The organism is Paraburkholderia lebeckiae (assembly GCF_050436225.1).
In the GTDB taxonomy this organism is placed as follows: domain Bacteria; phylum Pseudomonadota; class Gammaproteobacteria; order Burkholderiales; family Burkholderiaceae; genus Paraburkholderia; species Paraburkholderia tuberum.
On sequence record NZ_JBNDLU010000002.1, the window covers coordinates 1,357,907 to 1,384,397 of the forward strand.

Here is a 26,491-nt window from a genome sequence, read left to right on the forward strand (position 1 = left end):
ATGAAGAGAAGACATCAACGCCGGTCCGCCAGTAGGTCGCCGCGGTAACTCGTCCCATCGTCTGGCGGACAGTCTGCAACGGTTTTGAACGGCGGCTTTCCGCAAAACCGACCGTCTCTTTGGGGGTCGATCCCGGCCTCTCGTTGCCACTGCGAAAAGCACGCCGCTCGCTCAACATACCATACGCAATCACCGGTCCAGGCACGACGCCGATAGCCACGTCGGTCCCGCCGATGCCCGGCCTTTCTGGCCTAAGATATTTCAAAGAAGATCCGTGCGAGGGGCATCATGAAAGCACTTATCGTTGCTGCGACATTGGCGGCTGGCTGTTCCATCACCTACGCGCAGACTTACCCGCAGGGAGCGCTGGCTGACCAAAGCACGGGGGCCTATAGAGCGCAATTGGAAGCGCAGAAGCAACAGATCGAACTCCAGAACGAACAACTCCAATTACTGAAACAACAGCGCGACCTGGATTTGCTGAGGCAGCAGCGCGAACTCGATTCGCTGAGACAACAGCGCCAATTTGACTTGCTCAGACAGAAGCGCTAGATCGCAGTGAGGCGCGGCACACGCCTCAAGATCCGGCTGAGGCGATTCCCGGCCACGAACGGTCCTTCATATTCTCTTGGCGAATGTCTGCTGATCAGCGTCTGGCCGCCATCCGCTCTCAGAGATTTGGTCAATTTGGCTTCGGTGCTTCCGTGACGGCTTCGATCGTTTGAGCACGAGCAGAGACCGCTGCGACGACACGATTCCGCCCCATAGCCTTTGCCGAATAAAGCGCCGCGTCGGATCGCGCCATCAGGTTTTTCAGCGATTCGCCCGTCTCATATTCCGAGACGCCAGCGCTGAACGTGCACTCCACTTCTCCGCCGGGGATGACTAGTGCAGCCGTGGCAATTTGCAGGCGCAAACGATCAACTATTGCAACAGCGTCTGCTCCGGAGGTTTCTGGCAACAGGACCGCAAACTCTTCCCCGCCAAGACGCCCAAAAATATCGCCTCGCCTGATACCCTTCGACATGATGGAAGCGAAGTGAACCAGCGCGCTGTCTCCGACTGCATGACCGTGTCCGTCGTTTATTGCTTTGAAATGGTCAATATCAAGGATTGCAACAGCCAAGCGCAACCTTGTACGGTTCGCGTGCGCTAGCAGCAATTCGGCGCGAGCCATAAACTCGCGCCGAACGAGCGCTCCGGTCAGATCATCAACAGTCGCCAGCCGCTCCATCCGCTCAGCCATGCGGTCATACGCGAGCATGACTACACCTATCGAAAGGCACGGCAAGGTTAATATGCCGATGCCGATATACGCGACGTTCATAGGTGTCAGGTCTAGAAAGTGTGCGTGCTGTTCCCAGCCTAGACCGGTCACGATCGCCCGAGCAATGTAGACGAGCCCTCCGAGCACCGCGACGGAGGCTAGGAATTGATAGCTGTACCGAGGCCGATGCGGAGGACGCATGATGTATACCGTCCAGCCGATACATAGACGAAAGTAGCCAACGAAGGCAGCCATCGAAATAATCCGGGCATCCGGGTTCGGCGAAACATAGGTCCAGTAAACAAGGCCGATTACCAGAATGACGTATGCCACAACCGCGTGGGGTTGCGAAGGGCGAAGGGCGAAAAACTTTCTGAAACCTTGCAGCGCTACGATTGGGATGGCTGCAAGGAGCGCACTGGATATGAGAATAGCCATGGGCGTTGGGGAGGCGCCACACAACGTCAGAACAACCAATGCGGACACGGCCAGAATGTTTGCACCGAACCAGCGGTACAGCCCAGGAATCCCGGACAGCGAACTCAATATGAGTACGCTCACGGCGGTCGACATGATTCCGACAATATAAAGACCAACAGGGCTGAACATAGCTTTGCGGTGTGAACCTTTCCCCCAGGATTAGAGCAAGGCGGAATGGGGAGCGTCCTGTTGCGTTCGAACCGATCTTTGTAAACATTGAAGCCCGCCTAAGTGGGCGGGCTGAATCCTTGTCGGGGAAGACATGAGAAGTCGTGGTAAGTATAAACCCCTAATGCCGGATAAGGTGGGCCCACACGGACTCTTGCACCGGTTCCACCCGTAGTCGGTCCGACATCGGCCCGGTCTTCGACATAAGACCTGTGAACGTTGGTGGGCAGCTAGAGGTGCGGATGGACCCGCAACCGGCATGTCCAATCGGATCACTTCTCGTGAACACGCACGGGACCGACCATTGATCGGCTTGAGCGGCTCGGTTTGAGCAAGCCGAAACGGCCGCTCTTGAACGTGGCGGAGACGTTCGCAAATATTCGCCGAAGGGCCGGAGTGGGTCGCTATGTAAACCTCATAGCGACCACTATGCTCAGGTCACAACTATGCGCAGATGGTTATAGCGAACGCGGCCAGCCCCTTAAGGGGTGCGGTACGGGCTGGCGGAGCCTACGCATAGTTACAGCGTCTGCAGGAATCGAAGCAACGAGTCCGGCGCCTGATACCGGCGAATCCTGGCATCGGGCGCCTCTAGCCGACCGAGCGCTTTCTCCTTCATCGCGAGGTCAGCTTCGACGTAGCGATGGCTTGTCATCGGGCTCTCGTGAGCGAGCCACCAGGCGATCACGTTGAATGGAACGCCCGCCTGCAACAGGTGCATCGTAGTCGTATGGAGCGGTACCCGTTCTGTTGACGCCATGAACTGGCTTTCGAGAGTTATCCACGGCCGGTCGGCGAAACCGTCTATGCCAGTGCGGTGGGGGCGGCGAACGATGCCCATGGTGATCTCCAGAAGTGGGACCATCACTGCATCCACAGACGAGAACTATGTCCAGATCCTTGCTCGCCCGCCTTGCCAGAGCTGTGCCATGCTTGGGTCGGCGCCGTCAGCGACTGACCATCTGCGCATAGTTGCGACCTGAGCATAGGGGTCGACCGGAGACGTTCGCGCGTCTCTGCGCTGGCATCATGAACCAAGTCTGGATAGTTCAAAATTAAATGAACCGCGGATTCGGCGTTCGTTGGACGGTTTCGCCGCAAAGCCTCATATCGTGGGTATGTGAAGTTCAACGTTACGTGGACATCGACAGCAGGAAGGCTCGCCTGCCCGCGCGTCGATGCCTTCGACCGCGCAGCTGCGATCGGCATGACGACAGAACGCTCAGCGCGCGTCGTGGACGACCGAGGGTTCGGCGCTAGCTGCTCGCAGACGGCTGGATGCCTTGTTCTGGTGGCGGTTCGACGCTGTTTTCCGGTGCTGGTTGGCCCTCTTCTTCCGGAAGTGGCTCGACGCTCTCAGCGGCGGCCGGCGAAATGCTCTTGACCACGACGGGCCGCTCAACGCTCTGCACGGCGGCCGGCGGATTGTTGTTGCCCGGGACGGGCGCCTCAACAATTGGCGCGGGGGCTCTGTGCTGCAGTTCGGTGCTCAGGCCCGTTCCGACGTTCGAGGTGGTGGTGTTCGCACTCTTGAGCACGCCGCGCGCATCGAACAGGAACACCGCCGCCGATGTGTGCGTGTCGGCACCACCAACCAGCGCCCCGATAATCGGGATGTAGTTTTCGGGGTGCGGCCTCGACGTCACATACGTGTACACGAGCAGCATCGAACCATCGTCGAGCGCGGTCTGCACTGATGCCGGACCGAGCGTGGCTGTCACTTCCTGAAGCGTCGTCACGCCACGCCTGAAGATCGCCATCTGTTCAGGCCTCACTTCGACCCCGGCGGACATGCAACCGACAAGCAGCGCACCGCTCAGCAGCCCAAGTACCAGTCCATGTTTCATGTTGCCCCCACACCGTACTTACAATTTTAGGACGACGCAGGGTCGGCGCGCGGCGATATTAACCTGCCGCCGTTGCGCTGGATCAGTCGCGCTTGACTTCGGCGCTTCAACAGATCGATCGCCTTGAACAGGTCGTCAACCATTCCAAGGCTCGCGTGTCAGCGCTCGGCATATATAAACCCCGCGCTGCGGCTGAAGGCGGGTTGATGCGTAATCGCTAATGCGGCCGAGAAGGTTGGTCCCGGTCGCCAACGTCGGGCGGCTGTCGGGCCACTTTCAGACGTTGGCCCATGCTTTTAGGAAGACGCTCGGAAGTCCACACCATCCAAACACCGGACGCTCGTGTTCACGTCATATGAGTTGAATGGCCGATCGAAACCGACATTCACGGGTTCCTTTGGTTTAAGGTCTGGCCCGCCAAATCGGTTTGTAGCGAATGCTACGAGACATATACTTTGGACACGCGCATCGCGCCGGTCGACAAGTATCTCAACAGTTAAGACACTGTTGGCCGATGGCGCATCGGCATCGTTCGAAACAACTGTTCGCTTAGGAGGTCGCGATGCTATATAAGGTTGCCGTTGGCTCCATCAGTTGGATTCACGCCGATTCGCACCCGGTATCATTTGCGTTCCAAGCCCTTACGCAAACACCGCACTGGATCCCGAAAACCTATATCGGATTGGCCGCCACGGCCAATCCGACACCTCCGAACGAGATTGCTGACTTCAAGTCTTTCCAAGCTCAGAAGCAATTTCGAGCGTTGTTGTGCTGCCGTTTCACCGTTGAACTAGATCCGACCACCAACGCAGTAGGCAGCTTCAATGTTCTTGATGCCGTACACGATCCGGGGTGGACGCCGCCTTTTGATAAATCGAAGTTCAGCAGCACAAAGTTGATGAAAAATTCGTCAATGAGTGACCCAAATTTTTATCCTGGAGAGGCCAGTAGCATCTCTCTAGCCCGGACGGTCAGTTGAAACTCCCCCACTTATGGTCGCGTAAATTCCCCCACCCTGTGCAGCAGGACCAAGAATTTTATTTAGCTGGTTTTCGATTTCCGCGCAAGCGTTTCAGCGGCTTCCTTGAGGCGATAGCTGCGGCCGTCGAACTCAAGCAGGTGGCAGTGATGCATGAGCCGGTCGAGGATCGTAGTGCTCATCGTGTTATCGCCAAGGTATGCGCCCCAATCCTGCACAACGCGGTTGGAGGTGACGATAACGCTGCGATGCAGTTTGTAGCGTTGATGGATCAGCGTTTGCAGCAGCGCGCCGGCGGCGTCGGGGATCGTACGCGACAGGAACAGGTCGTCCAGTACGAGCAGTTCGCTCTCGAGAGTGGCTCGCAGCCGGGCTTCGCGCTGGGCAGTCGGGCTCAGCGCGTAACGGTTAAAGAAGTCGTCGGTCTCAAGATACTGAACCTTGTGGCCTTGCAGGACGGCCTGGTAGGCGACGGCCTTCGCAACGTGCGATTTGCCGGTGCCAGGTTTGCCGATGATCAGCGCGTTGTCGCCGGCCGCGATGAACTTTAGCGTGTGTAGCTGGAAGCAGGTCTGGCGAGGCACTTTGGGATTGAAGCCCCAGTCGAATTCCGCGAGCGTGAGTTTCTCTTCGAGGCCGGAGAGCTTGTAGCGGCGTTCGATGAGCCGTGACTGGCGGCGATCCAGTTCGTCCTGCAGGATCAGTGCAAAGGTTTCAAGGAACGGCTGCTGGGAGCCTTGTGCCTGCAGCACGCGCGTTTCGAGCGTGTCACGCACGCCGGACAGGCGAAGCTGTCCGAGCGCCCGTTCGATTTCCGGTAATGTCATGGTCATGCCTGCGTTTCTCCCGTCGGAGGTTGAGGTTCGGCGCCGTGCTGCGCACCGAGGGTAAAGAGTTCGCCGTATTCGGCGGCAGGACGGATCAGCGGGTGGTCCTGCGTGAGAGGCAGTTCGAGTTGCGGTGCCTGATCGAGACGCTCGAGTGCCTGTTCGAACAGCTGCTCGACGATCGCGCGCACCTGTTTGTACCGGTAGACGTGATGACGTAACGCGTGGTCGCAGGCCTGTTCAACGAGCCGGGCGGGATACTTCTTCGCCAGACCGACGATGCCCCACATGGCGCGATGGCCGACGCGACCTTCGCTGTCGAACATGTGTTGGCAAAGCGCCTTTGTTTGCGGACCGATGTCGCCAGCGCTCGCGAGCAGGAAGGCGCTCTGGCGGGACGGATTGAACGGGCGTTCGTCTTCGGGCAGTTCAAGCGAACCGGCCTGCAGGGCGCGGGGATGGGTGCGCAGCAAGGCCTGCGTACGGCGATCGCGAATCTCGATGGTGGAATCGTAGATCCGCACTGAAACGAGACTACCGATCGGTGCGGGTCGTGCCGCATAGTTGCTGCGATCGATGTTGACAGTGGTGTCGTCCCAGACGGTACGCACGACCTCCATGAAGTAGCGAAAGCCGGTGGTCGGCAACGCCCGCAGATGCGGCCTCTCCTCCTGGAACATGGCCTCGACCTGACGCCGGGTGCTGCCATGAATGCGTTTGGCCGCCCAGTTCGCCTCCCAGTGCATCAGGAATTCGTTCTGGGCTTCGAGCGACTCGAAACGGCGGCCGGCGAGCGCGGTGCCCTGCGTATGTTGAATCGCGTTCTCGACGGTCCCCTTTCGATTCGGGTCGCGCACTCGGGCAGGGTCGGCGACGACGCCGTAATGCTCGAGCATCGCCTCGTAGAGCCGGTTGATCTCGGGTTCGTACAGATCGGGCGTGATGACGCCTTCCCGGAGATTGTCCAGGACGACATAGCTGACAGCGCCGCCGAAGTAGCGGAAGGCTTCCTCGTGAAGCTGGGCCCAGACCTGCTTGCTGGATTTCCAGACCACGCGCCGGAAACTGCGCCGCGAATATCGGAGAGTCATGACGAACAACCGCGGGCGCCGGTACCGGCCGGTCTTCGGATCGCGGGTCAGTGCGCCTTCGCCATAGTCCACTTGAGCTTCTTCGCCGGGGGCGAACGCGAGACGGTCGAACTGCTCGGGATCAATGTGGCGCAAGGCGCGCACGAAACGCTTGACGCTCTCGTAGCTCGCGGTGAATGCGAACTGATCGGCCAGATCCTGATAGATCGCCTGCGCGTTGCGCCTCAGGCGGACCTGCTGCTCGATCCATTCGCGATGCGGTTCGCTTGCCGAGCGGGCGAAATTGAACGCTGTGGTCTTGCTGGAATCGTCGCTAGCCGGTGGTCGCGGCGGTGGAGGAGTCTGCGTGACGACCGTTTCGGAGCCGGTGGTCACCATGGAGGAGTTTGCCGAAGCGGACTTCTCCGACTCGAAGATCGCCTGATAGCGACGGATCGTCTTGCGGTCGATGCCCGTGAGTCGCTCGATCTGGCGCTGGCTCTTGTTGCGTTCGAGTAATGTGAATACGGTGCTTTGCAGGTGCGGCTTCAAGACGTTCACTCCCTGAACTCCTTCTTGTTCGAAGGAGACGAAGATAGACGTCCTGCAACACCTCTCCCGGCAGCTTTAGTGGCTCAGCCGACGGTCGTCAGGTGGGGGAGTTTGAAGTGACCATACCCGGGGGAGTTTGACCGACCGCCGGGGCTCTAGTTAAGACACGCGCACGACACGCAAGTACTGTGCTGCCTCCCACGCCAAAGAATGAAGTGGTTTGCGTAAATGCACTGATTAAGTTTAGAGCTGGTTCGCATACTGATGGAATCGGAGTGAGCGACGATGTTGGCTCTCCCTTTCATGTTCCGTGGGTATGGTGTGAACTCCTCCTCACCTATGATAGAGGGATCTTTAAATTGCTTGGCTGCGGATCTATTTTTCCAACGCATTATTTTTACATTGATGGCAAGAAGGTACTCGCGCAAGAAGAAGTAGCAGATTTAAGTTTTCCGAAGAAAGGTGCACTGACCATTAATGAAAGTGCGTTGAAACTCTACCCGGTGTTGTCGAAGGGCGCGCCTGCATCAGGACCACAAACAAGTTTAGCCGCGGAGACAGGGCTGTCCGGCCCTGTCAGAAGGCATTTATATACGGCCGACGGGAGGGTAGATAGCTCCGGAAACATAAGCTCACTCGTCCACGTCTTCAGACTTTAGCTCATGGACCCAAACCACATGCCGGGCACGGACACGACTGCTGAGTCAGTTTTGGCCGAGGCCCAGGTTGACCAGACACCAGCCATCGAAAAGGCCAAACAAAAGGGCGGCGACAAACAGTCCCTGCGGCGCCTGGCGCATTGACTCAACTACGCACGGTGCGGGTCCAATACGCTGCGACTTGCTGCGTAAGGCGAGGTCGAAAGCGCATTCGCCGATTGGTCCATTGCGGGTGCTCTCACAACTTCCTTTCACCGTCGCCACAGTCTAACGCAGAACGATTAGGAAGCGGAGAATCGAGCACAATACCGCGCGTGACGAACGTTCTCATGTACCGAGAATTCGCCGGGCTAGACGGGTTGCTCGAATGACCGCTCCTGTTGGCAGGTTGCCACGGCGCTCGCTTCGGGTGGAAGGGCAGTTGTGGGTCGGGAATCGCCGGTTAAGCGGCAGTCGATGCGAAGGTACAGAATTACACGAGTTGCAATGCGCAGGGATGGGTGCGCCTGCATGTGCCTTAGCTCGCTTTCTGTGCGATCATGACGTAGAAATTATAACCACCGAAGAAGGTCCCCCCTTCACTGGCGCGAAGTTGTCGGGCAACGAACGCTTCCACTTCTTCAGGCGTCGCTGCGCCGGCTTTTGGCAACAGGACAGAAAACGATTGCAAGCCCGCCAGCAAGAAGTCCGCGCGTCCGATTTCGGTAAGCGCCCATCCGCGGCTATCGACTAGTTCAAGGTGTGCGTCTTTGAACATCGTCGGCAGTCTTCGCAAGACACGTGGATTTGCTATCAGTGCCGAAATAATCTTGTCATCCATGTCGGGATCGGCTCCGAACGTCAGCGTAGCGTAGTCACCGTCAAAAACAACGACTCTTCCACCGGGCCTGACGACGCGTGCTGCTTGTCGGATGACTTCTTCCGGCTCCGGTACGTGGCTGATCAACGTGTGCGCGATGACCACATCGAATGCCGCGTCCTGAAACCCAAGCCTTTGTGCATCGTCCACCAGCCACTCGATTCGATCCGCGAATCCCTGTTGTGCGGCGATGCATTTTCCGGTTTCGATCAGTGTCGGGCTTATGTCAACCGCTGTGACCTTTCCCGCAAAGGATGGCTGGCGAAGGAGTTCGCGAACTTCGACGCCCGTGCCACAGCCAAGAGCAAGCACGTCCCGAGCGGCGGTGAGATCGATAGCACCAAGGTAGTCGTGCAGCATATCCATGTACCGATCGCTGTTCGATCGTGCTTCCAGTCGCTTCGCGATTACTTCGACAGTGGGCGCATCAAGTTGGTGAGTGCGGCCGTACAGGTCACGGAAAGACATGTTTCGTCCTCGTTAGTTGGAGTCGGGAGGCCCTTTGGCAATGCATGAAGCAGGTCCGCCGCTGCGGCGTTATCTGGTGAGGGGTAGTCGGCAGCCGCATGGGAACACATGTGGCTAAATATAGTTATCCGGCTTAATCCACGCAAAAACTTAACTTGTCGGGTTCCATCGTGCGCCAACCTTGGATTGCGCTTTGTGACCGCGTTCGGCCATGAGCGGACACTGGTCTATGCCCTCATCTGGACGGCCGAACGTCGGCTCTGCACTAGGCAATGGACATTTCCCCCGACGTCTTTTCCATTTCACTGTATAGCAACGTGTCCGAATGAGTGCGCCTCGGTCAGGTTCAGGGCGCTAGCTGCCAGCGCAACACAGGGTGCGTTCCTCCCGGCGGCATAGCCCAGATCCCATTCGGGCTGAAATCGTACGTCGGGCCGAAGCTGGACGGCATGCTCATCTGCGCGGTGGTCAGACCTTGAGCGCTGCCCGCTTGTGCACCGCCGCCTACAGCGAGCACTGCGACCGTGGCGCCGGTCGTCTGCCTGTCCCAAAAGACGTCACTGGTGATGTTCACTTCTGGCCCATAATTGGCGCCGGCTATGCCCGCCCCACCTCCCGGCGCTTCCACCCTGCCGGTCGCGAACGACTGTTCAATCGTGCCTCCATTCTGCCCAACCAGTGCTCCCACCATCAAAGACTGAGTGGGCCTACTGACTGTGCCGGTCGCGTAGGACTGCGTGATCGTCTTTACATTGGCGCCAACCAGTCCGCCTACTGCACCTTCTCCCTCGACGTTTCCCGATGCAAACGACTGCCGGATGACTCCGACGTTTAATCCCACCAGGCCACCTATATAAATAGCTCCGAATACGACGTCTGCACTGCTGGAAGAACGCGTTACGGTGCCGCCGGAGAAACCGACGAGGCCTCCAGCGTCGTTGCCTCCCAGAGGTACCGGTGCCGGACCTACCACTCTGCCGCTGGTATGCACCGCGGCAATGGTGCCGGTGCTGACCCCTGCCAGAACTCCATAGTCGCCACCGTTCGCCGGGCTGCTGATATTTCCTTGCACGCTCAGGTTGCGCACGACACCCGGCGTCCCGATCGAGGCGAACAACCCTACGCCCGGAACGATCCCAAACGACGAGTCCACAACAATTGTAAGGTTGGAAATCGTGTGCCCCATGCCGTCGAACTGACCGGTAAAGGGACTCGACGGGAAACTGCCGATGGGCGTATTGAGTGTGCCGGGCGGCGGGCTGACGTCGATGTCCTTACCGAGTGCATAGATGCCAGCGAGATCCAGCGAGACTTTTTCCAGATCGGCGAGCGAGTTGACGAGCTTATAGCCTGTAACCTGGGTGACGAGACCGCTGTCCTGTGGCGCGGTCCATGCCTTGCTTGGAAGGATGTTTCCCGCGCTGTAGCTGCCGGTCATATCGTAGAGCGCGCTGACGATGCCGGTACTCTTCGACCAGTCGACCGTGCCGCCGTTGATGACGCTGCCGCCATTGTCGATGCCGGACGCGTCCGCGCGCAAGGTCAGATTGCCCGCGCCGTCGTTCGCGATCGTCGTGCCGCTCGTGACGGAGACATTGCGATATGCCGCAAGCGTGAGCGAAGCCGGACCCTGCCAGCGCAGGCTCGAAGCGATGCCCAGGTCGCCCGTTGCGCCGTTGCCACCCGTGGTCGTGACATCGACCGAGGTGCCCGCGCTCAGACTGCGCTGCAACGTGCGTGCCGCAGCGTCATCGATCGTGAAAGCAGGCGTTGAAAGATTCCACTGCCCGGCGTGAACGGCTGCGTGCCTGCCGAACGCCAGCTGCGCCGCCTGCGTGTCGACCGTTCCGCCGCTGCCGTCGGCATCCGTTGCCGCGATCTTGCCTTGCTGCCTGACCAGGCCGCTGTCCGCGATCAGCCAGACGTGGCCATCCCGGGTGGCCGTGCCCGTCGCGCGGATCCGGGTGCCGCTGCCTGCGAGCGCATAGACGTTGCCATCGGCAGCCTGAAGACTGACCTGCGCGGCCTTGATGCGCCCCTCGTTGACGACGGTGCCGTGACTGCCTGCCTGCACGAACACCTGCCTGCTGCTGGCCGAGTCCTGCAACAGCACCGTCTCGCCAGCCGCCAGTTCCACCGTGCCGCTGGGCGCTCTTACCGTGCCCGCGTTGACGACTGCCTGACGCGCGATCAGGAACACATCGCCGCCGCTGGAGCTGAGCCTGCCGAGGTTGATCACGCTCGCGTCCGACTTGCCCGACAGCGTGAGCGCATCGCCGCCGTTCATGAAGGCGCAGTTACAGATATCCAGCGTGGACGCGACGAACCGTCCGCCCGTGCTGACGACGCCGGAGGGCCCCACGAGGATGCCTTGCGGATTGATCAGGTAGAGGCTGCCGGTGGCGGTGAGCTTGCCAAGAATCGAAGAGGGATCGCCGCCCGTTACACGGTTCAGCGTCGCGCCCGAGCCGTTGTTGAAGGCGACGGTGTTGCCGTTGCCGATCGAGAAGCTGTGCCAGTCAATCACGCCGCGGGACGAGGTCTGGTCGATCGTTAGCGAATGGGTGCCGCTGCTCATCGCGCCCTGACCCCGGACGAAGGTGCCGCCCTGCGGCAGCGGTCCGGCCGCGTGGGCCATCGGCACGCACCACGCGGCAAGCGCAAGCGGCACCCATAGCGCAAGCGGCAGCGGGCGCAGAACACGCTTCCACGCGGAAGGCCGCGACCGAGGCGCGATGCGTACCGCGCCGGCATACGCCAGCGTAAAGGACAGCCCATTGCGCGGGGTTGGGGACGACTGGATCGCCAGTCTGGATGAATGATGCGACATGATCCCTCCCGAAACGTGGTTCGTGGAAAGTCGTCGTCGCGGAACGCAGGTTGTTGCGACCAGGCAAGGCGCGAAGGCCGCCATACCGCACAACACAGCCTAATGGTAGCAGCGCGTTTCGAAAGACCAACCGGTATTTGCGCATGCCCCGGCTGCTTGCTGGTACCTCTTCAAGCGGGGACATGTGTCGGTCGCCGCGGCGGCAGGAACGGCAGTTCAACCACTCGAAAGCTGCCGTTAAGCTGGTGCGGGATCCAACGGCCGGATCGGGTCGCGTGCCGCCGATCGCTGCCTTGCGAAGTTCGAGCGATGTATGCCGATTGCATGAGGCAGTGATCGGCCGAGTTTCGGCCGGTCAACACTGGCCCGCATATCGTCGACGATCGGTGCTGGAAATGGCGGCGAGACCATCAACGCTCATTATTGGCGGACGTTCATTTTCTGCTCGCGACAGCAAGTCTGAATGCCAATCCGGCGAACACCGACCCAAGCAGATATTGAGGGGCTCGCGACGGGCGGCGTCGGCCTGACCACCGCCGGCTAAGCTGACTTGCCGAGAGAATGACGACACCATTCACGATCAGACCGATAAAGTTGAGCACGGTTGCAAGCGTCAAGATCTGAAGGGCAACCGCGCCATCTTGCGGACGCACGAACTGCGGGAAAAGCGCAAGGACGAACAACGCCATCTTCGGATTGAGCAGATTGGTCAGCAACCCCTGCCTGAAAATCTTTCGAATGGGAAAACGAGCTTCGCTTGCTGCCGCTGAAGTCGACATGGGGGCCTCGCGAAAGGTCTTCCACGCAAGATAGAGCAGGTAGGTGGCGCCGGCGAACCGGACTACATCGTAGGCAATGGGGACAGCGAGAAACAACTGGGACAGGCCAAACGCCGCCGCCACTGCGTGGCAGTAGGTTCCCGCCAGAATTCCAGCAAGCGATGCAATGCCAGCAGATCGTCCCTGACTAACGCTTCTGGACGCTATCAACAGCATGTCCGGACCGGGCGTCATCGTAAGGGCGAGACAGGCCCCCGAGAAGAGTCCGAGGGTAGTAAGGCTAAGCATGAGAGGTCCCCTTTTGTCGACGCGACGCAAAAGGGAACTCAGTCTAATGAACGCATTTTATGGGGTCAATCAGTTTGACTGGCTGCTTTAGGTAATGCCGTCAGTCCGCTGTGGGTCGGCTCATGCCTCTTGCATTGCTCGCACGCCCGAGACGATCGTCGCGCTCGTTCGTCGGGCGCTGGTCGGCCATCAAGCGTCGTTCAACCCTCCCCTTGGACAGACGTTCAGACGTCGGCTCCGCACTGCAACCGGTCCCTGGCCTTTCGCGACCTTTAACAGTTTCACATTGATTTCCTGGACGCATCAGGTGAGGCCGCCACACAAACAGCGGCCACAACCGCACAGACAATAAGGCGCAAAACGCAGAGACATCGGCAGGCATACGCAGGGGCCAACAGCTATTCTTGAGACGCGGCGACCATTGCATTTGCGCTCGACTCTGCTGGTCATCGGCAGCCCTTCCGCATGCACGCGGAAAAGGGGGGGTATGTCACGTCCCAAACTACCTCAGCCTGCGCGACGCGCACTGCGACGTCAGCAATCAAACGCAGGCTTCTTGCTGGCCATCGGCATTTCGCTGACTGGACTTTCCCTGACACCCGTGACGCTCGCGGCTGGCCTCCTTCCACGAGGCGGCACATACGTGACCGGCACCGGCACGATAGCAAGCCAGGGCAACGGCCTCGTGATTACCCAACCGGGCGCGACGCGCGGCGTAATCGAGTGGAACAGCTTTTCGATCGGCAAAACCAACAGCGTGACGTTCGACAACGGCTCCGGCGCGACGCTGAACCGGGTGACGGGCGGTTCGCCCTCTGCCATCCTCGGCAGGCTCGGTGCGACGGGCAGCGTCTATGTGATCAATCCACAGGGCATCGTCGTCGGGCCATCGGGCGTGATTACCACCGGCGGACGTTTCGTCGCGTCGACGCTGGACATCTGCAACGACGCGTTCATACAGGGCAGCGGCTCGCTCACGCTATCCGGCAACTCGAACGCAGCCGTGATCAATCTCGGCAAGATCAGTTCGGGCGGCGGCGATGTATTCCTGATTGCGCGACACGACGTCATCAACGCAGGCACCGTCGCAGCGCCCAACGGCACGGCGGAACTGGCCGCCGGCGAGCAGGTGCTGCTGCAGGACTCGGCCGGCAGCAGGCAGGTGTTCGTGCAGACGGGCAGTCAGGGCACGGTCGTCAACAAGGGGCGGATAACCGCCGCGCAGGTCAGCCTGCAGGCCGCCGACGGCAACGTGTACGCGCTTGCGGGCAGCGGCACGCGCATCCGCGCGACGGGCACCGCGAGCCGCGATGGCCACGTCTGGCTCGTCGCCGACGGCGGCCGTGTCGAGCAGTTCGGCAAGATCACCGCAAACAACGCGGATGGCAGCGGCGGAACGGTCGACACGCAAGCGGCACAACTCACTTTCGGCAGGCACGCATCGGTTCACGCGGGGCAGTGGAATCTGTCGACGCCCGACTTCACGATCGACGACTCCGCCGCGCATACGTTGCAGCGCAGCCTGAACGCGGGCACGTCGATCGATGTCACGACCACAGGCGCGAACGGCGCAACGGGCGACCTGGGCGTCGCGTCGAGCCTGCGCTGGTCCGGTCCGGCTTCGCTCACGCTTGCCGCGTACCACAACGTCTCCGTGACGACGGGCACGACGATAGCGAACAATGGTGCAGGCAATCTGACCTTGCGCGCGGACGCGTCCGGCATCGACAACGGCGGCAGCGTCATCAACGGCGGCACGGTCGACTGGTCGAAAAGCACAGGCATCGTGACCGTGCTCTACGATATGGGCGCATACGGCGGGAGCTTTACGCCGGGCACACTCCTCAGTAACGCCGCATGGTCGGTCCCGCCAAATAGCGGCCTCGTCACGCAGATTACAGCTTATCGGCTCGTCAATTCGCTGACCGATCTTCAAAGCGTGTCGGCTGATCTCGCGGGCAACTATGCGATCGGCAAGGACATCGACGCGAGCGCCAGCACGAACAGCGGGTTCGTCCCCCTGGGCAATTACAGCACGCCGTTTTCGGGGCAGTTCGACGGGCGAGGGCACCAGATCCAGTCGCTCAGGCTCGCGCAGTCCGTGGACGGGGGCGTTAGCCAGCCGCCCGTTACGTTGCAGGCAGAAGGCCTATTCGGTTTGATCGGCAGCGCTGGCGTCGTGCGCAACATCGCAGTGAATGGCTCAATCAACTCATATGGCACATATGGCGGCTTCGGCATCCTTGCTGGCGTGAATGAAGGGACCATCGTGCGCGGCGCCAGTTCAGGTTCGATCAGACTGGTCGGTAACGCTGACGATGCATCGTCCGGCGGACTGGTGGGAATGAACCTCGGCACGGTCGCGCGCTCGTCAAGCAGCGTCGGCGTTTATACAGAAGGCTTGCCCGGGGGACTCGTCGGCGATAACGAACTCGGCGGCGTCATCGAGCAGTCGTATGCGAGCGGCGCAGTTACTGCTGTCGCCCACACGGTTGGCGGCGGTGGTCTTGCCGGCCGCAATGAAGGGACGATCACGCAGTCGTATGCGACTGGAGCCGTGGCGTTCGAGCCCAACTATTGCGGCGGAACTTCCTACGCTTGCGACTCAGGGGCCGCAGGGCTTGTCGCATCCAACTCCGGGAAGATCACTCAGTCGTTCGCGACGGGCCAGGTCACGCAGGCGGGCCTGCCCGGTCAGGTTCCCCCGTCAGTCGGTATCGCATTTTCGAACACAGGCACGATTGGTAACGACGTCTATTGGAACAAGGACACCACCGGGGCGAACATCGGGGTGTATTCCGGTACGGCCATGCCCGCCGCGAATGGGCTTACGAGTGCGCAGATGAGCATGCCGTCGTCCTTCGTCGGTTACGGCTTCGAACCGAACGGCGTATGGTCGATGCCCGCAGGTGCAACGCATCCGGTGCTGAGCTGGCAGCTCGCACCTTGACAAGCGGTGATTGCCATCGTGGGAGCGACGTTTACTGGAACGTCCAGACGACGGGGCCAACCATCGAGCGGCGGCAATCTGCCGGCGTCGAACGGGCTTACTACCGCCCAGATGAGCGACCCGACGAGTTTTGCTGGGTAGGACTTCGGTCCGAACGGCGTGTGGGTGATGCTGCCCGGTGCCACCCACCGTTCTCGCCTGGCAGGTCGCCCCGCACTGAACGATGGTCTCCGAACCGACGGCTTTATAGGCGTCTACCGAGTTGCACGACGTGCCGTCGTGCTGTCCGTACACATGGCCTGAAATCGCGAAAATTCGTCGATGGAGCAGTCCATCGGTCCGCCTGATCAATTGCGACGACCGATGTAGACCGGAAACCGCCATTGGGTCGGTGAATGCGCGAACGGCCGAGCCGGGTCGATCAGCGACATTCGAAACGCCGCTTCTGGACGACCTGTCCCGCCTCTGCTGGCAGGTACCTGCCCAGCTGTGACCAGTATCACCGAATGCGGGGCAGGCTACCTATATCGCAAGATTGTCGGTCACGAACCACGTCTCATCCGTGCTCGCGCCGGACAGCCAATTCACGTCAAGCCACCTTCTAAAGCCCGACGCCATACAAGGGTTGCGGATGCCTACTTGCCGCCGATGCCGACCTTGCCGCGCCCGACCTTTCGATGAGGCACACTGGGGCGCAGCCTCTTCCTTGAGCTAGCCGTCAATGTGACGTGCTCCGCAGGGTAGCGGGTCGTCCTGTTCAGCGCGGCCTGATAGGCGGAATGGCCCGGATCGATGCGCTTGAGAGCTGACATTACTGACTCCTCCTCCGAGGATTCTAGTCCGAAACGGCACGGCGGTTATGTCGCCTTCCTGAACATGCTGTAGTCGAAGTCCGCGACCCGGCGCTCGGCGAACCCGGGCGTGCCCTTGACGATTGCCATGCGCTCGTTCCGGTGTGTGCCCACAGGTAATTATTCGAGCGCGCGGCGCACACGCGCGGGATTCTAACCTTCAATCCAATCGGGACTCGTGCGTCCCTTCCCGGGTGGGGCGGGACACGGCATGCCGTCGGGGCGACAAAAACCGAATCTCGACGGGCACCCCAAGCAACGCATCCTTTCGGCCATCGATCACGACAGCGCGAGCCTGCTGGAACAGTCGGCTGATGCCGAACCGGCTCCGGCACCCCGGCCGCGCATGAAGGGGCGGCTTCATAATTCCTTCCGACAATAAAGCACGCTAAGCGGTGGACGCAGGTTGCCGGCTGCGCATTCGTGTCCGCCTCTTGTCGGCCGGCCATGAGCGGTCGCTGACCCTGCGAGAACTGTTACCCGAAGCGGTCGCTCATGAGCCTACAATAGGAACGCATCATCGCGGCCGCAGGCACCGAATTGCACTGCGGAGAACCAATGGGGGACGGCGATGTTCAAATTCATCGATGGGTTACCGCAAGATGTGCTCGCGATCGAAGCCACGGGCAAGGTTACGCACGACGACTACAAAAGTACACTCATACCCAAGGCTGAGGCGATGATGGGCAAGGGGCCGATCAAGATGCTCTATGTCGTCGGGAAAGAGTTCACGGGATTTGAGGTTGGAGCGCTTTGGGATGACGGCGCGTTCGGGCTGAGGCACTGGCACGATTTCAGCCACATCGCAGTGGTTACGGATCTCGCATGGCTACGGGTTATGGTTGGTATGCTAAAACCCTTTTTTCATGGCGATGTCCGCTTGTTCTCGCTTGCTGAATTGCCTACCGCGAGACGCTGGATCACGGACTCCAAGCGAGTTAGTCGATGAATAACATCCGCTGCTAAAAATCTGAAATCCATCTGCGCTACAAGGCGTTTCTACGGAAGATGAATTTGCCGGAACAACCTCATTGCACCATTTTCGATTCCCTATTGCTGTCAGTCGCGAGTGTCTCAAGCGGTCGGCCTCGGCCTTTCGCGCGAGACGCAGCTCGCGAATTCAGGCCCGTGGCGTCATCTGGCAGAGGTCGGCCAGTTAAAGACCTTCGACGTCTCGGCCAAAATTGACGACAATGTTCCCAAGGAAAGATTGCGGGTCGTGCTCCGTCGTCGGAGACGCCGCTGAATCTAAAAGGAAAACATGAGACGACTGTTCCTCGCTGGGCTCGCAGCCACCTCTTTCGTGACTTGCGTTCATGCGCAAAGCAACGCGTCTGGCCCGCTCGTCACGCCCTCGGGTAACTTGCAATTCGTGCGCGTCGACGGCGATTTCGTGGGGATGCTCGACAAGGAAATTTTCGATCGCTTTAGCGCGAGCATGCTCACGCATTTCGACGACGTAGGCAATGCAAATGACAGCGTCACGCGCACGCTCGTGCAGACTGATTCCGGCCCGGTGCTGTACGACTTTCGCCACCATCCGCCGCTTGTGCAACGCTCGGGTAAGCGCATGACGGTCAAGCGCGTGTTCTGGCAAGGCGATGAAGTCGTGATGCAAAGCTCGCAAGGCTGGTTCCAGTTCAAACGCGGCGTGCTGACGAAGCTGCAGTCGTCTACGACGACGTACCATTGATTACGCGCACACCCCCCAACACACGAGCCAGCGATGACATACGTCGCCTCGCCGCGCACGTCGTTGCCTTTTTCCAAGTTGCCTTAACCTCTTGCGGGTCGAGCTCAGCGCGTCGTCGTGGGACAGGTTTCGGCCAATCGACCCCGAAGGCTAAGTCGTTGAAAATCTGTCCGGCGGTGGGCTGGGGGCTAACGATTTGCGGTGCACGGTTGGCGGACTTCGAACGCTTGATGCACGTCTTCCGGTCACCCCATTATTCGAAGAGTTCCGCCGGTTTCTCAGTCATCCGGGTTGCAACCATATTGAGATTTCACGCATGCCGATGAAACCTTCAAACAAAACCACGTCCTCGAAAAGACGACGTATTTTGCAATCTGCGGTCGGAATCACATTTTTGCATGGTGCCCCGAAACAGATGCTCGCTTCGGCGCAAGCGGCGGTATCCGGAGCGTTCACTCGCGTGCGTCCGGGCGATCCAGGCTGGCCGTCCGAGGCGCATTGGAACGAACTCAGCCAGCAGGTCGGCAATGCACTGGTGAAAGTGCAATCGCCCCTGGTGGCTTGCCTGAACGCGCCCGTGACGACTGCAGGCAACTATTCAGGGAGCTCAATAACCCCTATTTTCTCGGCGACGAGGTGGGTCTAACGCAAACCCTCGGCTGGGTTGACGCGTGGACATCGACACCCAGCGTCTACGCGGTGGCTGCCCGCAACACGGATGACGTCGTCGTCGCCGTTAACTTCGCACGTCGGAACAATCTCCGCCTCGTGGTGAAGGGCGGCGGCCACAGCTATCAAGGCACATCGAATGCGCCGGACTCTCTGCTGGTCTGGACGCGAAAAATGAACAACATCACCGTGCAGGACGCGTTTGTCGGCACAGGATGCGAGGGACATGCGGCACCGGTGAGGGCGGTCACGGCCGGTGCCGGCGCGCTCTGGGCGCACGTCTACGATGCGGTCACTACCAAGGCGGGCGGTTCGACGGATAGATTTGCAGTTGAGTTTAATGCGGTGTGGCACCTGCGAATAAGGTTGGATCGCGGGTTGTCCACGGCCGGGCGGCGGGTCGCCTGTCACGACCACGACGCTGCCTGGCGGTGGACAACCCGCGCGTCGATAAGCTTTGACCTTGCGCATGCAGGTTTTCGAACTCGAGCGGCGAACAGTAGCCGATGCTGCTGTGCAGGCGGCGTATGTTGTACCAGCTCGTGCGACACGTGTCGCCGTCCGCCGGACGTAAATCGGCAATGTAGTGGATGGCAAAGTCTGTTTCTGTCTTGTCACGCGCGGCTTGCCGTGCCGTGACCTGCCGTACGACCGGCAGTTGCCTACCTGGACGTGCGTGACTGTTAACGGTCGGGTGCGAAGCTCCAGGGACAACGTCTCGTCGAAAGACGTCAACACTGGCGGCGGTGAGTGACGACGCTGCAAGCCGCAATGCGGCGTGGAGGCCTGGCAAGTTCCGCATGCGCAACAGATGTGAACCGTTGATAAACCTCGTAAACAACAACGGGCCGAAGCGACTTATAGGCCCGAGCCAAAAAGGCACGCAGCTGGATGCTCCTTTGGATTGTAGGAACACGTCGTCGCAACGCTGCCGGGGAAAAGACGGGCGCTAAACGGACAGGCCCGCTGCGAGGAGAAGTTCAAATTGCATCTGGGTCGGCAGGAACGGGAACGTGGTAAGCCCGATTCCCCGCCATCGGCCTGAAGTCGGGCCCGTGGCAGGTGAGCCGTGAGGCAAGCTGTTGGGGGAGGGGGTAAGAGAACGGGGAAAAAGCGAATGCCGGGCTGTAACCGCCCGGACAGCGGTTCGAAATTTGCCCCGACCTGAAAGGGTGCTGACTTCCGTGTGGTGCAGCTGTCGCAGACGCGCATCTGAGGTCTCGGAAAGGCAGCTTGAGAGTGGCCGGCGCAAGCTGGTTCAGCGCCCTTCCCCTGAGTTATCAGGTAGACCGACGACGCGAGGGTTTGCGAAGGCCCTGCGCGGTTCCGGCAAGGCCGGCGTCAGTGCGACGCTTAACGCGGTGCTCGAGGCGTATGCGGGGAAACTCGCACGTACGGTTCTTCGGGGGGCTCCGTGTCCGCAAGGGCACGGGGCTACCCAATTCCAGAAACGAGAACAGATGCCGCCGTGCCCGTTCGTGGGTCGCGAAGTGTTCGCGACAGAGCAGTTCGGCTTCGAGTGTGCCGAAGAACGACTCGCACATCGCGTTGTCATAGGCATCGCCGGCCGTGCCCATCGACGGCTGTACGCCTGCTTCGCGGCAGCGCCGCCCGAAGGCAATGGACGTGTATTGGGCGGATTCAACCGGTCGTCGCAACACAATGAACGTCGCATGAGCGGCGGGAGTGTTGCAAATGAAACAGAGGCGCCGGATCTATTACAGCGAAAGCCAGAAGGCATTGATGTGGGAACGCTGGCGTAAGGGCGAGTCGTTGCAGCACATCGCCCGGCTATTTGACCGCAATCACTCGTCGGTACAGGGAATTCTGGCGCAAACTGGAGGAATCCAGCCTGCACCCCGCCAGCGATCCAGGCTGGCGCTGACACTTGCCGAACGCGAGGAGATTTGGCGAGGCCTAGTCGCGGGCGATTCGATTCAGTCAATCGCCCGGCGGCTGTCGCGGTCACCGTCCACGGTCTGTCGCGAGATCAAGCGCAACAGTGGATAGGGCGGCTATCGGGCCAGCCACGCCGACCGGCTGGCAAGGGATCGGTCGCTGCGCCCCAAAGTCTGCAGACTGGTCGAACATCGGATGCTGGCCCATATCGTGGCCGACAAGCTCCAGTTGCAGTGGTCGCCCCAGCAGATCGCTGGATGGCTCAAACGAGCCTGGCAGGGCAACGAGTAAGCTCGTTGACCGTGGCCGCTTGTGCGTTCACCCCTGGCGCCGTAGCAGGCGTGACTGATTCCGTCCGGGCCGGGTGGGTTGGACCCCGAGGCTGCCGATTACCGGCGTGCCCGGTCGCCAGCGCCCGGGCACGACCGGCAACTCACGCTCACCCAGATAACGGGCGAGGGCATCCCACGCAAGCGGAGGTAGCGCAACACGTGCCAGCTACCTGCCTTTGCCGGTCACGCGAAGCCAGTACTCACCCCGCGCATTGATCTCGACGTGACCGAGCGTCGCGCCAACCAGTTCGCTCGCACGCAGTCCTGTTGCGTAACCAAAGTCGAGCAGAAACCGCAGCCGCCGCGCCGCCGGTGAAGACCAGCCATACGACCATTCGAGTGCGTCAGCGATTGTGCACACCAGCGCCCATTCGCCCTCTCTGAACTCGTGCGACACATCCAGTACATTCGCCCCGGAAGCCTCGCGCACCTTCACGAGAGCAGCCCACTTGCTGAGGACACGGCCGGGAGCGAGTCATAGCCTCTGGTCAGTTCGAGGGGATCTTGCCGACCTGGATCGCCCGCTGCACCGTATGGACCGCCTCCCCGCGATCGAGCAGCTGCCTGAAGCGGCAGCAAGTGCGAATAGCGTGGGTAATTGTCTTGATGTTCGGGGTTGGCCGAACGCACAGGACGGGCAAAAAAGTCAGAGTGCAACGCAGTCCAGCAAATCCTGGCATCTTCATCATTTGGTTCGGGAAAGCTGAAGTAGCCAAAATCCCCGCTCTGCAACTCGCATAAACAATCGAATACACAGACGATCGGTCAAAATTGTAACGTTACTGTGGTAGCGTGCTCCCCGAAAGCCGCAAGAATTGCTATTTCTTGCGCACTACGCCAAAACGAGTATCGGGGAATTGGTTTGAGAAGTACCGGAATTTGTTGTCCCGTTGTCTGTGCTGCGCTTTCGCTGTCCTGTCAGCACGTTTCGGCTCAGAGTTCGGTGACGTTGGGCGGCATGACTGATATCAGCATTCGCTATCTGACGAATGACGATTCCCAAAACGACGGCAGATTGTTCATGGCCAATGGTGCGGTCATCAACAGTCACTTCGGGCTGAGTGGCACGGAAGACCTTGGCAATGGCATGAAGACGGTCTTCGACATTGAGAACAACTTCAACCCTCAGAACGGCAGCATGGGTGATAGCGGGCGGCTGTTCAATAGTCAGGCCTGTGTGGGTCTTGCAAGCCAGTACTGGACGTTGACATTCGGCCGCCAAAACACGCCGCTGTTCGACAAGCTCATCAGCAGCTACGATCCGCTGACATACGCCAACTATCCGGAAAATTCATGGTTGCCTTATGCGCTCGGCGCAGGCTTGGCCGCCGACAACGCGATCAAATACACGGGCCAGTTCGGCAACATGTACGTCGGTGCGTTTTACTCGTTCGGCAGCAACTATGAAGCGACGGGCGCAAGTGGCTTCTCAGGCGAGATCCCCGGTCATCTTGGCGCAGCGACGTACGCGCTCCTTGCATCCTATTCAAAGGGTCCGCTTAGCGTGGGTGCTGGAATGCAGCAGGTGAGCGACAACGCGAACGACAAGCAAACGCTCTTTCACGGAAACTTCGCCTACGCGCTTGGACAGACCAAGGTTTATGCCGGTTACATGCGCTCCCACGACAATACCGGCCTTGTCGATACGCTGCTTGCCGAGCAGCCGATTCCGGACATCAACCAGTTGAAGAACACGGACCGCATTGATGATGGTCCGTATGCAGGTGTGTCGTGGAAAGCCAACGGCCCACTCTCGTTGTCGGGCGCGTTCTACTATGACCACATGCGCAATGCGACGACGGGCGTGAATACGACTGGCAGCGGTAGCCGCTATACGGTAGTCGCGCTGGCCGAATATTCACTGTCGAAACGGACCGAGGTGTACGCCACGGTCGATTTCAACAAGGTCAGCGGAGCGGCAGCGGTGGAGTTGCCGGGTCGCAGCAACCAGACGGGTGTCGCAATTGGCCTGCGAAATTTCTTCTGACCGTACGCCTGGATTGTCGGTCGCACCGACATCGGAGAGGGCTCATGCGCTCTTTGCAACTTTGGCGAAAGCTTCACCGAGCTTGTCGAAGTGACGCAGTGCCGCAGGTGTAAGCTCGATCTGCTTGCGGCGTGCGTCTTCGGTGTCGCTCAACATGATCCAGCCCTTTTCGCGCATTGATGTAATGCGGGCGTGAAGCGTGGCGGGCGAGCCAAGCTCGCTTTGCGCCATCATGTCCCGTACTGACAGCCGGTTCTTGGCCGGTGTTGCGCGAGCTACAAACTCAAGTATCCGCTCTTCGAGCGGATCGAGCCCGGGCAGTGTGGGCAAACCGCGCAATGCCTCGCTCAGTTGCAGGAATCGGAGATAGATATCAGCAGGACGTGTCATTGCTTACGCACCGTTGAAGATAGGCGCTCGCGGAACGACATACACGCGCGTTATGATTCGGTCGATAGTAACCATGGAAGGTACTTTACCGCAATGTCTAGCTTACGTTTGCATTTCTGGTCGATCACGGCCACAGTGATCGCGTTTATGGTGTCGCTGTGGATCAATCAGGTGGTTTTCACAGACACTTCGTTTGTACGCGGCATCAACTGGATATTTCTTCCTTCTGGCGTTCGGCTGTTGAGCACGTTGCTGGTTGGGTTTGATGGGTTCGTTGGCCTGCTGGTTGGCGGTCTGCTGATGGACTTTTTCTATTGGTTTCCACACGACCCGGTTCGCTCAATTGCGGGAGCTATTCTGGGTTCGCTAGCGCCCTATCTGGTTTATAGGCTTGCGCTGGAACGCTACGATCTGAAGGCGTCGCTGACAAATCTCACGCCGAAGCGACTGCTCGTACTGGCCGTTGCGTACTCGGTTGCGAATCCGCTGCTGCATCACATCTGGTTCGCGCTGCAAGGCAATACGCAGAACATTGGCGAAAGTTTCGTCATGATGTTCGTGGGCGACCTGACCGGTGCGCTAATGATGCTGTACTCGATGAAGGGCATTTTGGCCATGTTGCCGAAACAGCGAAGCACTTCCCGTATGTCGAATGGCATGTTCAACATTCAGCTGGCCTTAAACAGGGCATTTAACGACCAGTCAGCACGCCACGTCAAGTAACCCGCCTACTATTCCCTTCACGATCTCGTTCGCGCCATTATCGGCGCGATCATTAGTGCAGTGGAGTCTTGCGCGGTCTATTGTCTTGCACTTGGCGCGACGGCCTGAAAGAGCGAATCTCACGCCGAAGCGTCTTTCATGTTGGCCGTCGCAATATTCATTGCGAATCCGCTGCTGCACCACATCTGGTTCGCGTTGACCGGGGATGCTCACAACTTTGCCGAGCGTTTTTGGATGACGTTTGTCGGTGATCTATCCGGTGCGCTGATCTTGTTGTTTTCGTCAAGGACATTCTGTCTTTGTTGCCGACACAAGGGGGCCGCTCTCGCATGACCGATGGCCCGTTTAATATCCGATGGACGCTAGACAATACTTATAACAATCGCTTGGGTTAGCGCGTTGATCGCGAATCTGGCCAACACTATCTAGTTCAACGGACGTAGTGGCCGATGGGGTGAATAATGGTAATAGTCGGATGCCGTGTTTGTCGGCATCCGATTGGAAAATACGCGGTCAGGAATTATTTCTTTTTCTTTGCCTTGGAGGGATATTTTCCTGCGCGGCAATTATCGACAAACTCCCATACCTGATCGTAGGCGATTGGGGCGTCAGCGCCATTGGCCTTGTGAAAAGCCTTCTCCCACGCATCCGTGCATTTGTTGGATTCCGTTGGGAAATCATTTCGATCCTCCGCTTGCGCGACGAACGCCGCGCTAGACGCGCCGATAGCCGGCGCGGTGAGCATCGACGGAAGGACAATTTTCTTGAGAGCGAAGCTGATCATTTCGTTCGTGTTGTTTACCATGGCGGTTTCAAGAGTGAAGCGCAACAGCGGGTTTAATGTTTAGAGCCTTGAGGTTGACTTGCCGAGGCAAGGGTCGCGGCGAAGACCTCGAATGGCGAATGGAAGGCATGAGTCGCGCGAGGTCGGCTGTTCAGACTGTCGGCGATAGCGTCAAGTTCGTCCTGACTGTAGACCGAAAGGTCTGCGCTTTTGGGCAGATACTGGCGCAGTAGCCCGTTGGTGTTTTCGCAAGTGCCGCGTTGCCAGGGACTGTGGGGGTCGCAGAAGTACACCTTCACGCCGGTTGCGGCGGTGAGCTCTTTATGGCGCGACATTTCTTTGCCCTGGTCGTAGGTGAAGCTCTGCCGTAATGGCGCGACAATCGAATTGAGTTTGGCGGAGAAGCCCGCCAGCGCTGAAGCGGCGGTGGCGTCTTCCATCTTGGCAAGCAGCACCAGCCGGCTGGTCCGTTCGACCAGCACGCCTACCGAGGACTGGTTGCCGGCACCCTTGATGAAGTCGCCTTCCCAGTGCCCAGGCAGCAGTCGGTCTTCGATTTCGGGCGGCCGCACATGAATACTGACCATGTCAGGAATCTGTCCGCGCCGGTCTGTGCCCCGTGTACGCGGCATGCGCGTGCTGTGGCCATGGCGCAAGCACGCAATGAGCTGACGGCGCAGTTCGCCGCGCGGCTGGGCATAGATGGCCGTGTAGATGGTTTCGTGCGAAACCTGTTGGGTCGGGTCGGTCGGATACATACGCTTGAGTGTGCCCGATATCTGCTGGGGTGACCATTTCCACTCGAGCAGGGTGAGAACGATACGCCAGCAGACGCTTTGCAGGCAAAGCTTTGTGGGATGGCGACCCGCGCTGCGGCGTGCGGCACTGAGTGCTTCAGCCGACACGGACGCGTAGCCAGCGGGAGAGCTGTTTCGCGTCAGTTCCCGGCTAACGGTGGCCGGCGAGCGCCCGAGTATCCGGGCCATGGCCCGGATACTCGAACCCTGCAGATGCAGGCTTGCAATGGTCAGACGCTCTTCAGGTTGAAGTTGCTGGTACTGAGTTCTTTCGTGCATCGCAACACCTTATACGAGATAGGTGTTGCACTTCAGATTTGAGGCCGCCCAGGCTGATGGGACA

The 26,491-nt window shown here is 59.6% G+C and carries 22 protein-coding genes and 4 pseudogenes; 12 read left to right on the forward strand and 14 right to left on the reverse strand.

Features of this window, described 5'->3' with window-relative positions:
* The first annotated feature begins 288 nt into the window (after nucleotides 1-288).
* Nucleotides 289-552 (forward strand): hypothetical protein, encoded by a 264-nt coding sequence (locus OKW45_RS20950; protein ID WP_187639431.1) that lies wholly within the window; start codon nucleotides 289-291, stop codon nucleotides 550-552.
* Nucleotides 553-682: 130 nt separating this feature from the next.
* On the opposite strand, the gene OKW45_RS20955 is transcribed toward OKW45_RS20950, so the two are convergent.
* The 3 genes from OKW45_RS20955 to OKW45_RS20965 all read right to left on the reverse strand — a co-directional run bounded on the left by OKW45_RS20955 (nucleotide 683) and on the right by OKW45_RS20965 (nucleotide 3,762).
* Nucleotides 683-1,840 carry a GGDEF domain-containing protein gene (locus tag OKW45_RS20955; RefSeq protein WP_429470822.1) on the reverse strand — a complete coding sequence of 386 codons (1,158 nt, stop codon included), beginning with the start codon at nucleotides 1,838-1,840 and terminating at the stop codon, nucleotides 683-685.
* A gap of 595 nt (nucleotides 1,841-2,435) precedes the next feature.
* Nucleotides 2,436-2,756 (reverse strand): site-specific integrase, encoded by a 321-nt coding sequence (locus tag OKW45_RS20960; RefSeq protein WP_239499056.1) that lies wholly within the window; start codon nucleotides 2,754-2,756, stop codon nucleotides 2,436-2,438.
* Nucleotides 2,757-3,171: 415 nt separating this feature from the next.
* Nucleotides 3,172-3,762 (reverse strand): hypothetical protein, encoded by a 591-nt coding sequence (locus OKW45_RS20965; RefSeq protein WP_187639761.1) that lies wholly within the window; start codon nucleotides 3,760-3,762, stop codon nucleotides 3,172-3,174.
* Nucleotides 3,763-4,324: 562 nt separating this feature from the next.
* On the opposite strand from OKW45_RS20965, the gene OKW45_RS20970 reads away from it, so the two are divergent.
* Entirely contained in the window at nucleotides 4,325-4,741 is a 417-nt protein-coding gene (locus OKW45_RS20970; RefSeq protein WP_429470824.1) for a hypothetical protein, read from the forward strand.
* 62 nt (nucleotides 4,742-4,803) lie between these two features.
* Here OKW45_RS20970 and istB read toward each other — a convergent pair whose 3' ends face one another.
* Both istB and istA read right to left on the reverse strand, forming a co-directional pair.
* The gene (istB, locus tag OKW45_RS20975; protein WP_429470826.1) at nucleotides 4,804-5,574 is read right to left on the reverse strand and encodes an IS21-like element helper ATPase IstB; all 771 of its coding nucleotides are present in this window, start codon (nucleotides 5,572-5,574) and stop codon (nucleotides 4,804-4,806) included.
* Complete coding sequence (gene istA / locus OKW45_RS20980; protein ID WP_429470828.1) at nucleotides 5,571-7,199, reverse strand: IS21 family transposase; 1,629 nt, start codon at nucleotides 7,197-7,199, stop codon at nucleotides 5,571-5,573. Before istA ends, istB begins: the two co-directional genes overlap by 4 nt.
* 266 nt (nucleotides 7,200-7,465) lie before the next feature.
* On the opposite strand from istA, the gene OKW45_RS20985 reads away from it, so the two are divergent.
* Nucleotides 7,466-7,849 (forward strand): hypothetical protein, encoded by a 384-nt coding sequence (locus OKW45_RS20985; protein ID WP_429470830.1) that lies wholly within the window; start codon nucleotides 7,466-7,468, stop codon nucleotides 7,847-7,849.
* 517 nt (nucleotides 7,850-8,366) lie between these two features.
* Here the strand turns inward: OKW45_RS20985 and OKW45_RS20990 are convergent.
* From OKW45_RS20990 to OKW45_RS21000, 3 genes are all read right to left on the reverse strand, one after another.
* The gene (locus tag OKW45_RS20990; protein ID WP_429470832.1) at nucleotides 8,367-9,176 is read right to left on the reverse strand and encodes a methyltransferase domain-containing protein; all 810 of its coding nucleotides are present in this window, start codon (nucleotides 9,174-9,176) and stop codon (nucleotides 8,367-8,369) included.
* A 346-nt stretch (nucleotides 9,177-9,522) separates the two neighbouring features.
* Nucleotides 9,523-11,814: a two-partner secretion domain-containing protein gene (locus tag OKW45_RS20995; protein WP_429470834.1), complete on the reverse strand. Its 2,292-nt coding sequence runs from the start codon at nucleotides 11,812-11,814 to the stop codon at nucleotides 9,523-9,525.
* Nucleotides 11,815-12,440: 626 nt separating this feature from the next.
* On the reverse strand, nucleotides 12,441-13,073 hold the full coding sequence (locus tag OKW45_RS21000; RefSeq protein WP_429470836.1) for a LysE family translocator: 633 nt from the start codon (nucleotides 13,071-13,073) through the stop codon (nucleotides 12,441-12,443).
* Between the two features lie 487 nt (nucleotides 13,074-13,560).
* Here OKW45_RS21000 and OKW45_RS21005 point away from each other — a divergent pair, with 487 nt between their 5' ends.
* Together OKW45_RS21005 and OKW45_RS21010 are read left to right on the forward strand one after the other, a co-directional pair.
* Nucleotides 13,561-16,023, forward strand: a complete 2,463-nt coding sequence (locus tag OKW45_RS21005; RefSeq protein WP_429470837.1) for a two-partner secretion domain-containing protein — start codon at nucleotides 13,561-13,563, stop codon at nucleotides 16,021-16,023.
* A 20-nt stretch (nucleotides 16,024-16,043) separates the two neighbouring features.
* Nucleotides 16,044-16,243, forward strand: a pseudogene (locus tag OKW45_RS21010) (hypothetical protein); the annotation flags it as partial.
* Nucleotides 16,244-16,658: 415 nt separating this feature from the next.
* Here OKW45_RS21010 and OKW45_RS21015 read toward each other — a convergent pair.
* A complete protein-coding gene (locus OKW45_RS21015; protein ID WP_429470838.1) occupies nucleotides 16,659-16,835 on the reverse strand; it encodes a hypothetical protein in 177 nt (58 codons plus the stop codon).
* 610 nt (nucleotides 16,836-17,445) lie between these two features.
* Here OKW45_RS21015 and OKW45_RS21020 point away from each other — a divergent pair.
* The 4 genes from OKW45_RS21020 (at nucleotide 17,446) to OKW45_RS21035 (ending at nucleotide 19,875) form a co-directional block, all read left to right on the forward strand.
* Nucleotides 17,446-17,823: a SpoIIAA family protein gene (locus OKW45_RS21020; RefSeq protein ID WP_090807178.1), complete on the forward strand. Its 378-nt coding sequence runs from the start codon at nucleotides 17,446-17,448 to the stop codon at nucleotides 17,821-17,823.
* A 312-nt stretch (nucleotides 17,824-18,135) separates the two neighbouring features.
* The gene (locus OKW45_RS21025) at nucleotides 18,136-18,567 is read left to right on the forward strand and encodes a hypothetical protein (RefSeq protein ID WP_090807180.1); all 432 of its coding nucleotides are present in this window, start codon (nucleotides 18,136-18,138) and stop codon (nucleotides 18,565-18,567) included.
* Between the two features lie 316 nt (nucleotides 18,568-18,883).
* On the forward strand, nucleotides 18,884-19,213 hold the full coding sequence (locus OKW45_RS21030) for a hypothetical protein (protein WP_429473408.1): 330 nt from the start codon (nucleotides 18,884-18,886) through the stop codon (nucleotides 19,211-19,213).
* 53 nt (nucleotides 19,214-19,266) lie between these two features.
* Complete coding sequence (locus tag OKW45_RS21035) at nucleotides 19,267-19,875, forward strand: FAD-binding protein (protein ID WP_429473334.1); 609 nt, start codon at nucleotides 19,267-19,269, stop codon at nucleotides 19,873-19,875.
* Nucleotides 19,876-20,645: 770 nt separating this feature from the next.
* Here OKW45_RS21035 and OKW45_RS21040 read toward each other — a convergent pair.
* Nucleotides 20,646-20,897: pseudogene (locus OKW45_RS21040) on the reverse strand (integrase core domain-containing protein); the annotation flags it as partial.
* Between the two features lie 34 nt (nucleotides 20,898-20,931).
* Here OKW45_RS21040 and OKW45_RS21045 point away from each other — a divergent pair.
* Nucleotides 20,932-21,423: pseudogene (locus tag OKW45_RS21045) on the forward strand (transposase); the annotation flags it as partial.
* Nucleotides 21,424-21,513: 90 nt separating this feature from the next.
* Here the strand turns inward: OKW45_RS21045 and OKW45_RS21050 are convergent.
* Nucleotides 21,514-21,909 (reverse strand): annotated as a pseudogene (locus tag OKW45_RS21050) (site-specific integrase); the annotation flags it as partial.
* Between the two features lie 516 nt (nucleotides 21,910-22,425).
* Between OKW45_RS21050 and OKW45_RS21055 the strand changes: the two are divergent.
* Entirely contained in the window at nucleotides 22,426-23,454 is a 1,029-nt protein-coding gene (locus OKW45_RS21055) for a porin (protein ID WP_503129159.1), read from the forward strand.
* A gap of 42 nt (nucleotides 23,455-23,496) precedes the next feature.
* Here the strand turns inward: OKW45_RS21055 and OKW45_RS21060 are convergent, their stop codons facing one another.
* Nucleotides 23,497-23,844, reverse strand: coding sequence for a winged helix DNA-binding protein (locus tag OKW45_RS21060; protein ID WP_429470842.1), 348 nt, complete (start codon nucleotides 23,842-23,844; stop codon nucleotides 23,497-23,499).
* A gap of 93 nt (nucleotides 23,845-23,937) precedes the next feature.
* Between OKW45_RS21060 and OKW45_RS21065 the strand changes: the two genes are divergently transcribed.
* Nucleotides 23,938-24,567 (forward strand): hypothetical protein, encoded by a 630-nt coding sequence (locus OKW45_RS21065; RefSeq protein WP_429470843.1) that lies wholly within the window; start codon nucleotides 23,938-23,940, stop codon nucleotides 24,565-24,567.
* A 520-nt stretch (nucleotides 24,568-25,087) separates the two neighbouring features.
* Here OKW45_RS21065 and OKW45_RS21070 read toward each other — a convergent pair.
* Nucleotides 25,088-25,372, reverse strand: coding sequence for a hypothetical protein (locus tag OKW45_RS21070; protein ID WP_429470845.1), 285 nt, complete (start codon nucleotides 25,370-25,372; stop codon nucleotides 25,088-25,090).
* A 32-nt stretch (nucleotides 25,373-25,404) separates the two neighbouring features.
* Nucleotides 25,405-26,427 (reverse strand): IS30 family transposase, encoded by a 1,023-nt coding sequence (locus tag OKW45_RS21075; RefSeq protein ID WP_429409801.1) that lies wholly within the window; start codon nucleotides 26,425-26,427, stop codon nucleotides 25,405-25,407.
* Nucleotides 26,428-26,491: the final 64 nt, after the last annotated feature.

Bases quoted from the DNA above. Each gene is read 5' to 3' on its own strand.
- OKW45_RS20955 (WP_429470822.1), bottom strand. From the start codon at position 1,840: ATGTCGACCGCCGTGAGCGTACTCATATTGAGTTCGCTGTCCGGGATT.
- OKW45_RS21070 (WP_429470845.1), bottom strand. From the start codon at position 25,372: ATGGTAAACAACACGAACGAAATGATCAGCTTCGCTCTCAAGAAAATT.
- istB (WP_429470826.1), bottom strand. From the start codon at position 5,574: ATGACCATGACATTACCGGAAATCGAACGGGCGCTCGGACAGCTTCGC.
- OKW45_RS21055 (WP_503129159.1), top strand. From the start codon at position 22,426: ATGACTGATATCAGCATTCGCTATCTGACGAATGACGATTCCCAAAAC.
- OKW45_RS21020 (WP_090807178.1), top strand. From the start codon at position 17,446: ATGTTCAAATTCATCGATGGGTTACCGCAAGATGTGCTCGCGATCGAA.
- OKW45_RS20995 (WP_429470834.1), bottom strand. From the start codon at position 11,814: ATGGCCCACGCGGCCGGACCGCTGCCGCAGGGCGGCACCTTCGTCCGG.
- OKW45_RS21025 (WP_090807180.1), top strand. From the start codon at position 18,136: ATGAGACGACTGTTCCTCGCTGGGCTCGCAGCCACCTCTTTCGTGACT.
- OKW45_RS20990 (WP_429470832.1), bottom strand. From the start codon at position 9,176: ATGTCTTTCCGTGACCTGTACGGCCGCACTCACCAACTTGATGCGCCC.
- OKW45_RS20965 (WP_187639761.1), bottom strand. From the start codon at position 3,762: ATGAAACATGGACTGGTACTTGGGCTGCTGAGCGGTGCGCTGCTTGTC.
- OKW45_RS21075 (WP_429409801.1), bottom strand. From the start codon at position 26,427: ATGCACGAAAGAACTCAGTACCAGCAACTTCAACCTGAAGAGCGTCTG.
- OKW45_RS21005 (WP_429470837.1), top strand. From the start codon at position 13,561: ATGTCACGTCCCAAACTACCTCAGCCTGCGCGACGCGCACTGCGACGT.
- OKW45_RS21065 (WP_429470843.1), top strand. From the start codon at position 23,938: ATGTCTAGCTTACGTTTGCATTTCTGGTCGATCACGGCCACAGTGATC.
- OKW45_RS21015 (WP_429470838.1), bottom strand. From the start codon at position 16,835: ATGTCAGCTCTCAAGCGCATCGATCCGGGCCATTCCGCCTATCAGGCC.
- OKW45_RS21000 (WP_429470836.1), bottom strand. From the start codon at position 13,073: ATGCTTAGCCTTACTACCCTCGGACTCTTCTCGGGGGCCTGTCTCGCC.
- OKW45_RS20970 (WP_429470824.1), top strand. From the start codon at position 4,325: ATGCTATATAAGGTTGCCGTTGGCTCCATCAGTTGGATTCACGCCGAT.
- OKW45_RS21030 (WP_429473408.1), top strand. From the start codon at position 18,884: ATGCCGATGAAACCTTCAAACAAAACCACGTCCTCGAAAAGACGACGT.
- OKW45_RS20960 (WP_239499056.1), bottom strand. From the start codon at position 2,756: ATGGGCATCGTTCGCCGCCCCCACCGCACTGGCATAGACGGTTTCGCC.
- OKW45_RS20950 (WP_187639431.1), top strand. From the start codon at position 289: ATGAAAGCACTTATCGTTGCTGCGACATTGGCGGCTGGCTGTTCCATC.
- OKW45_RS21060 (WP_429470842.1), bottom strand. From the start codon at position 23,844: ATGACACGTCCTGCTGATATCTATCTCCGATTCCTGCAACTGAGCGAG.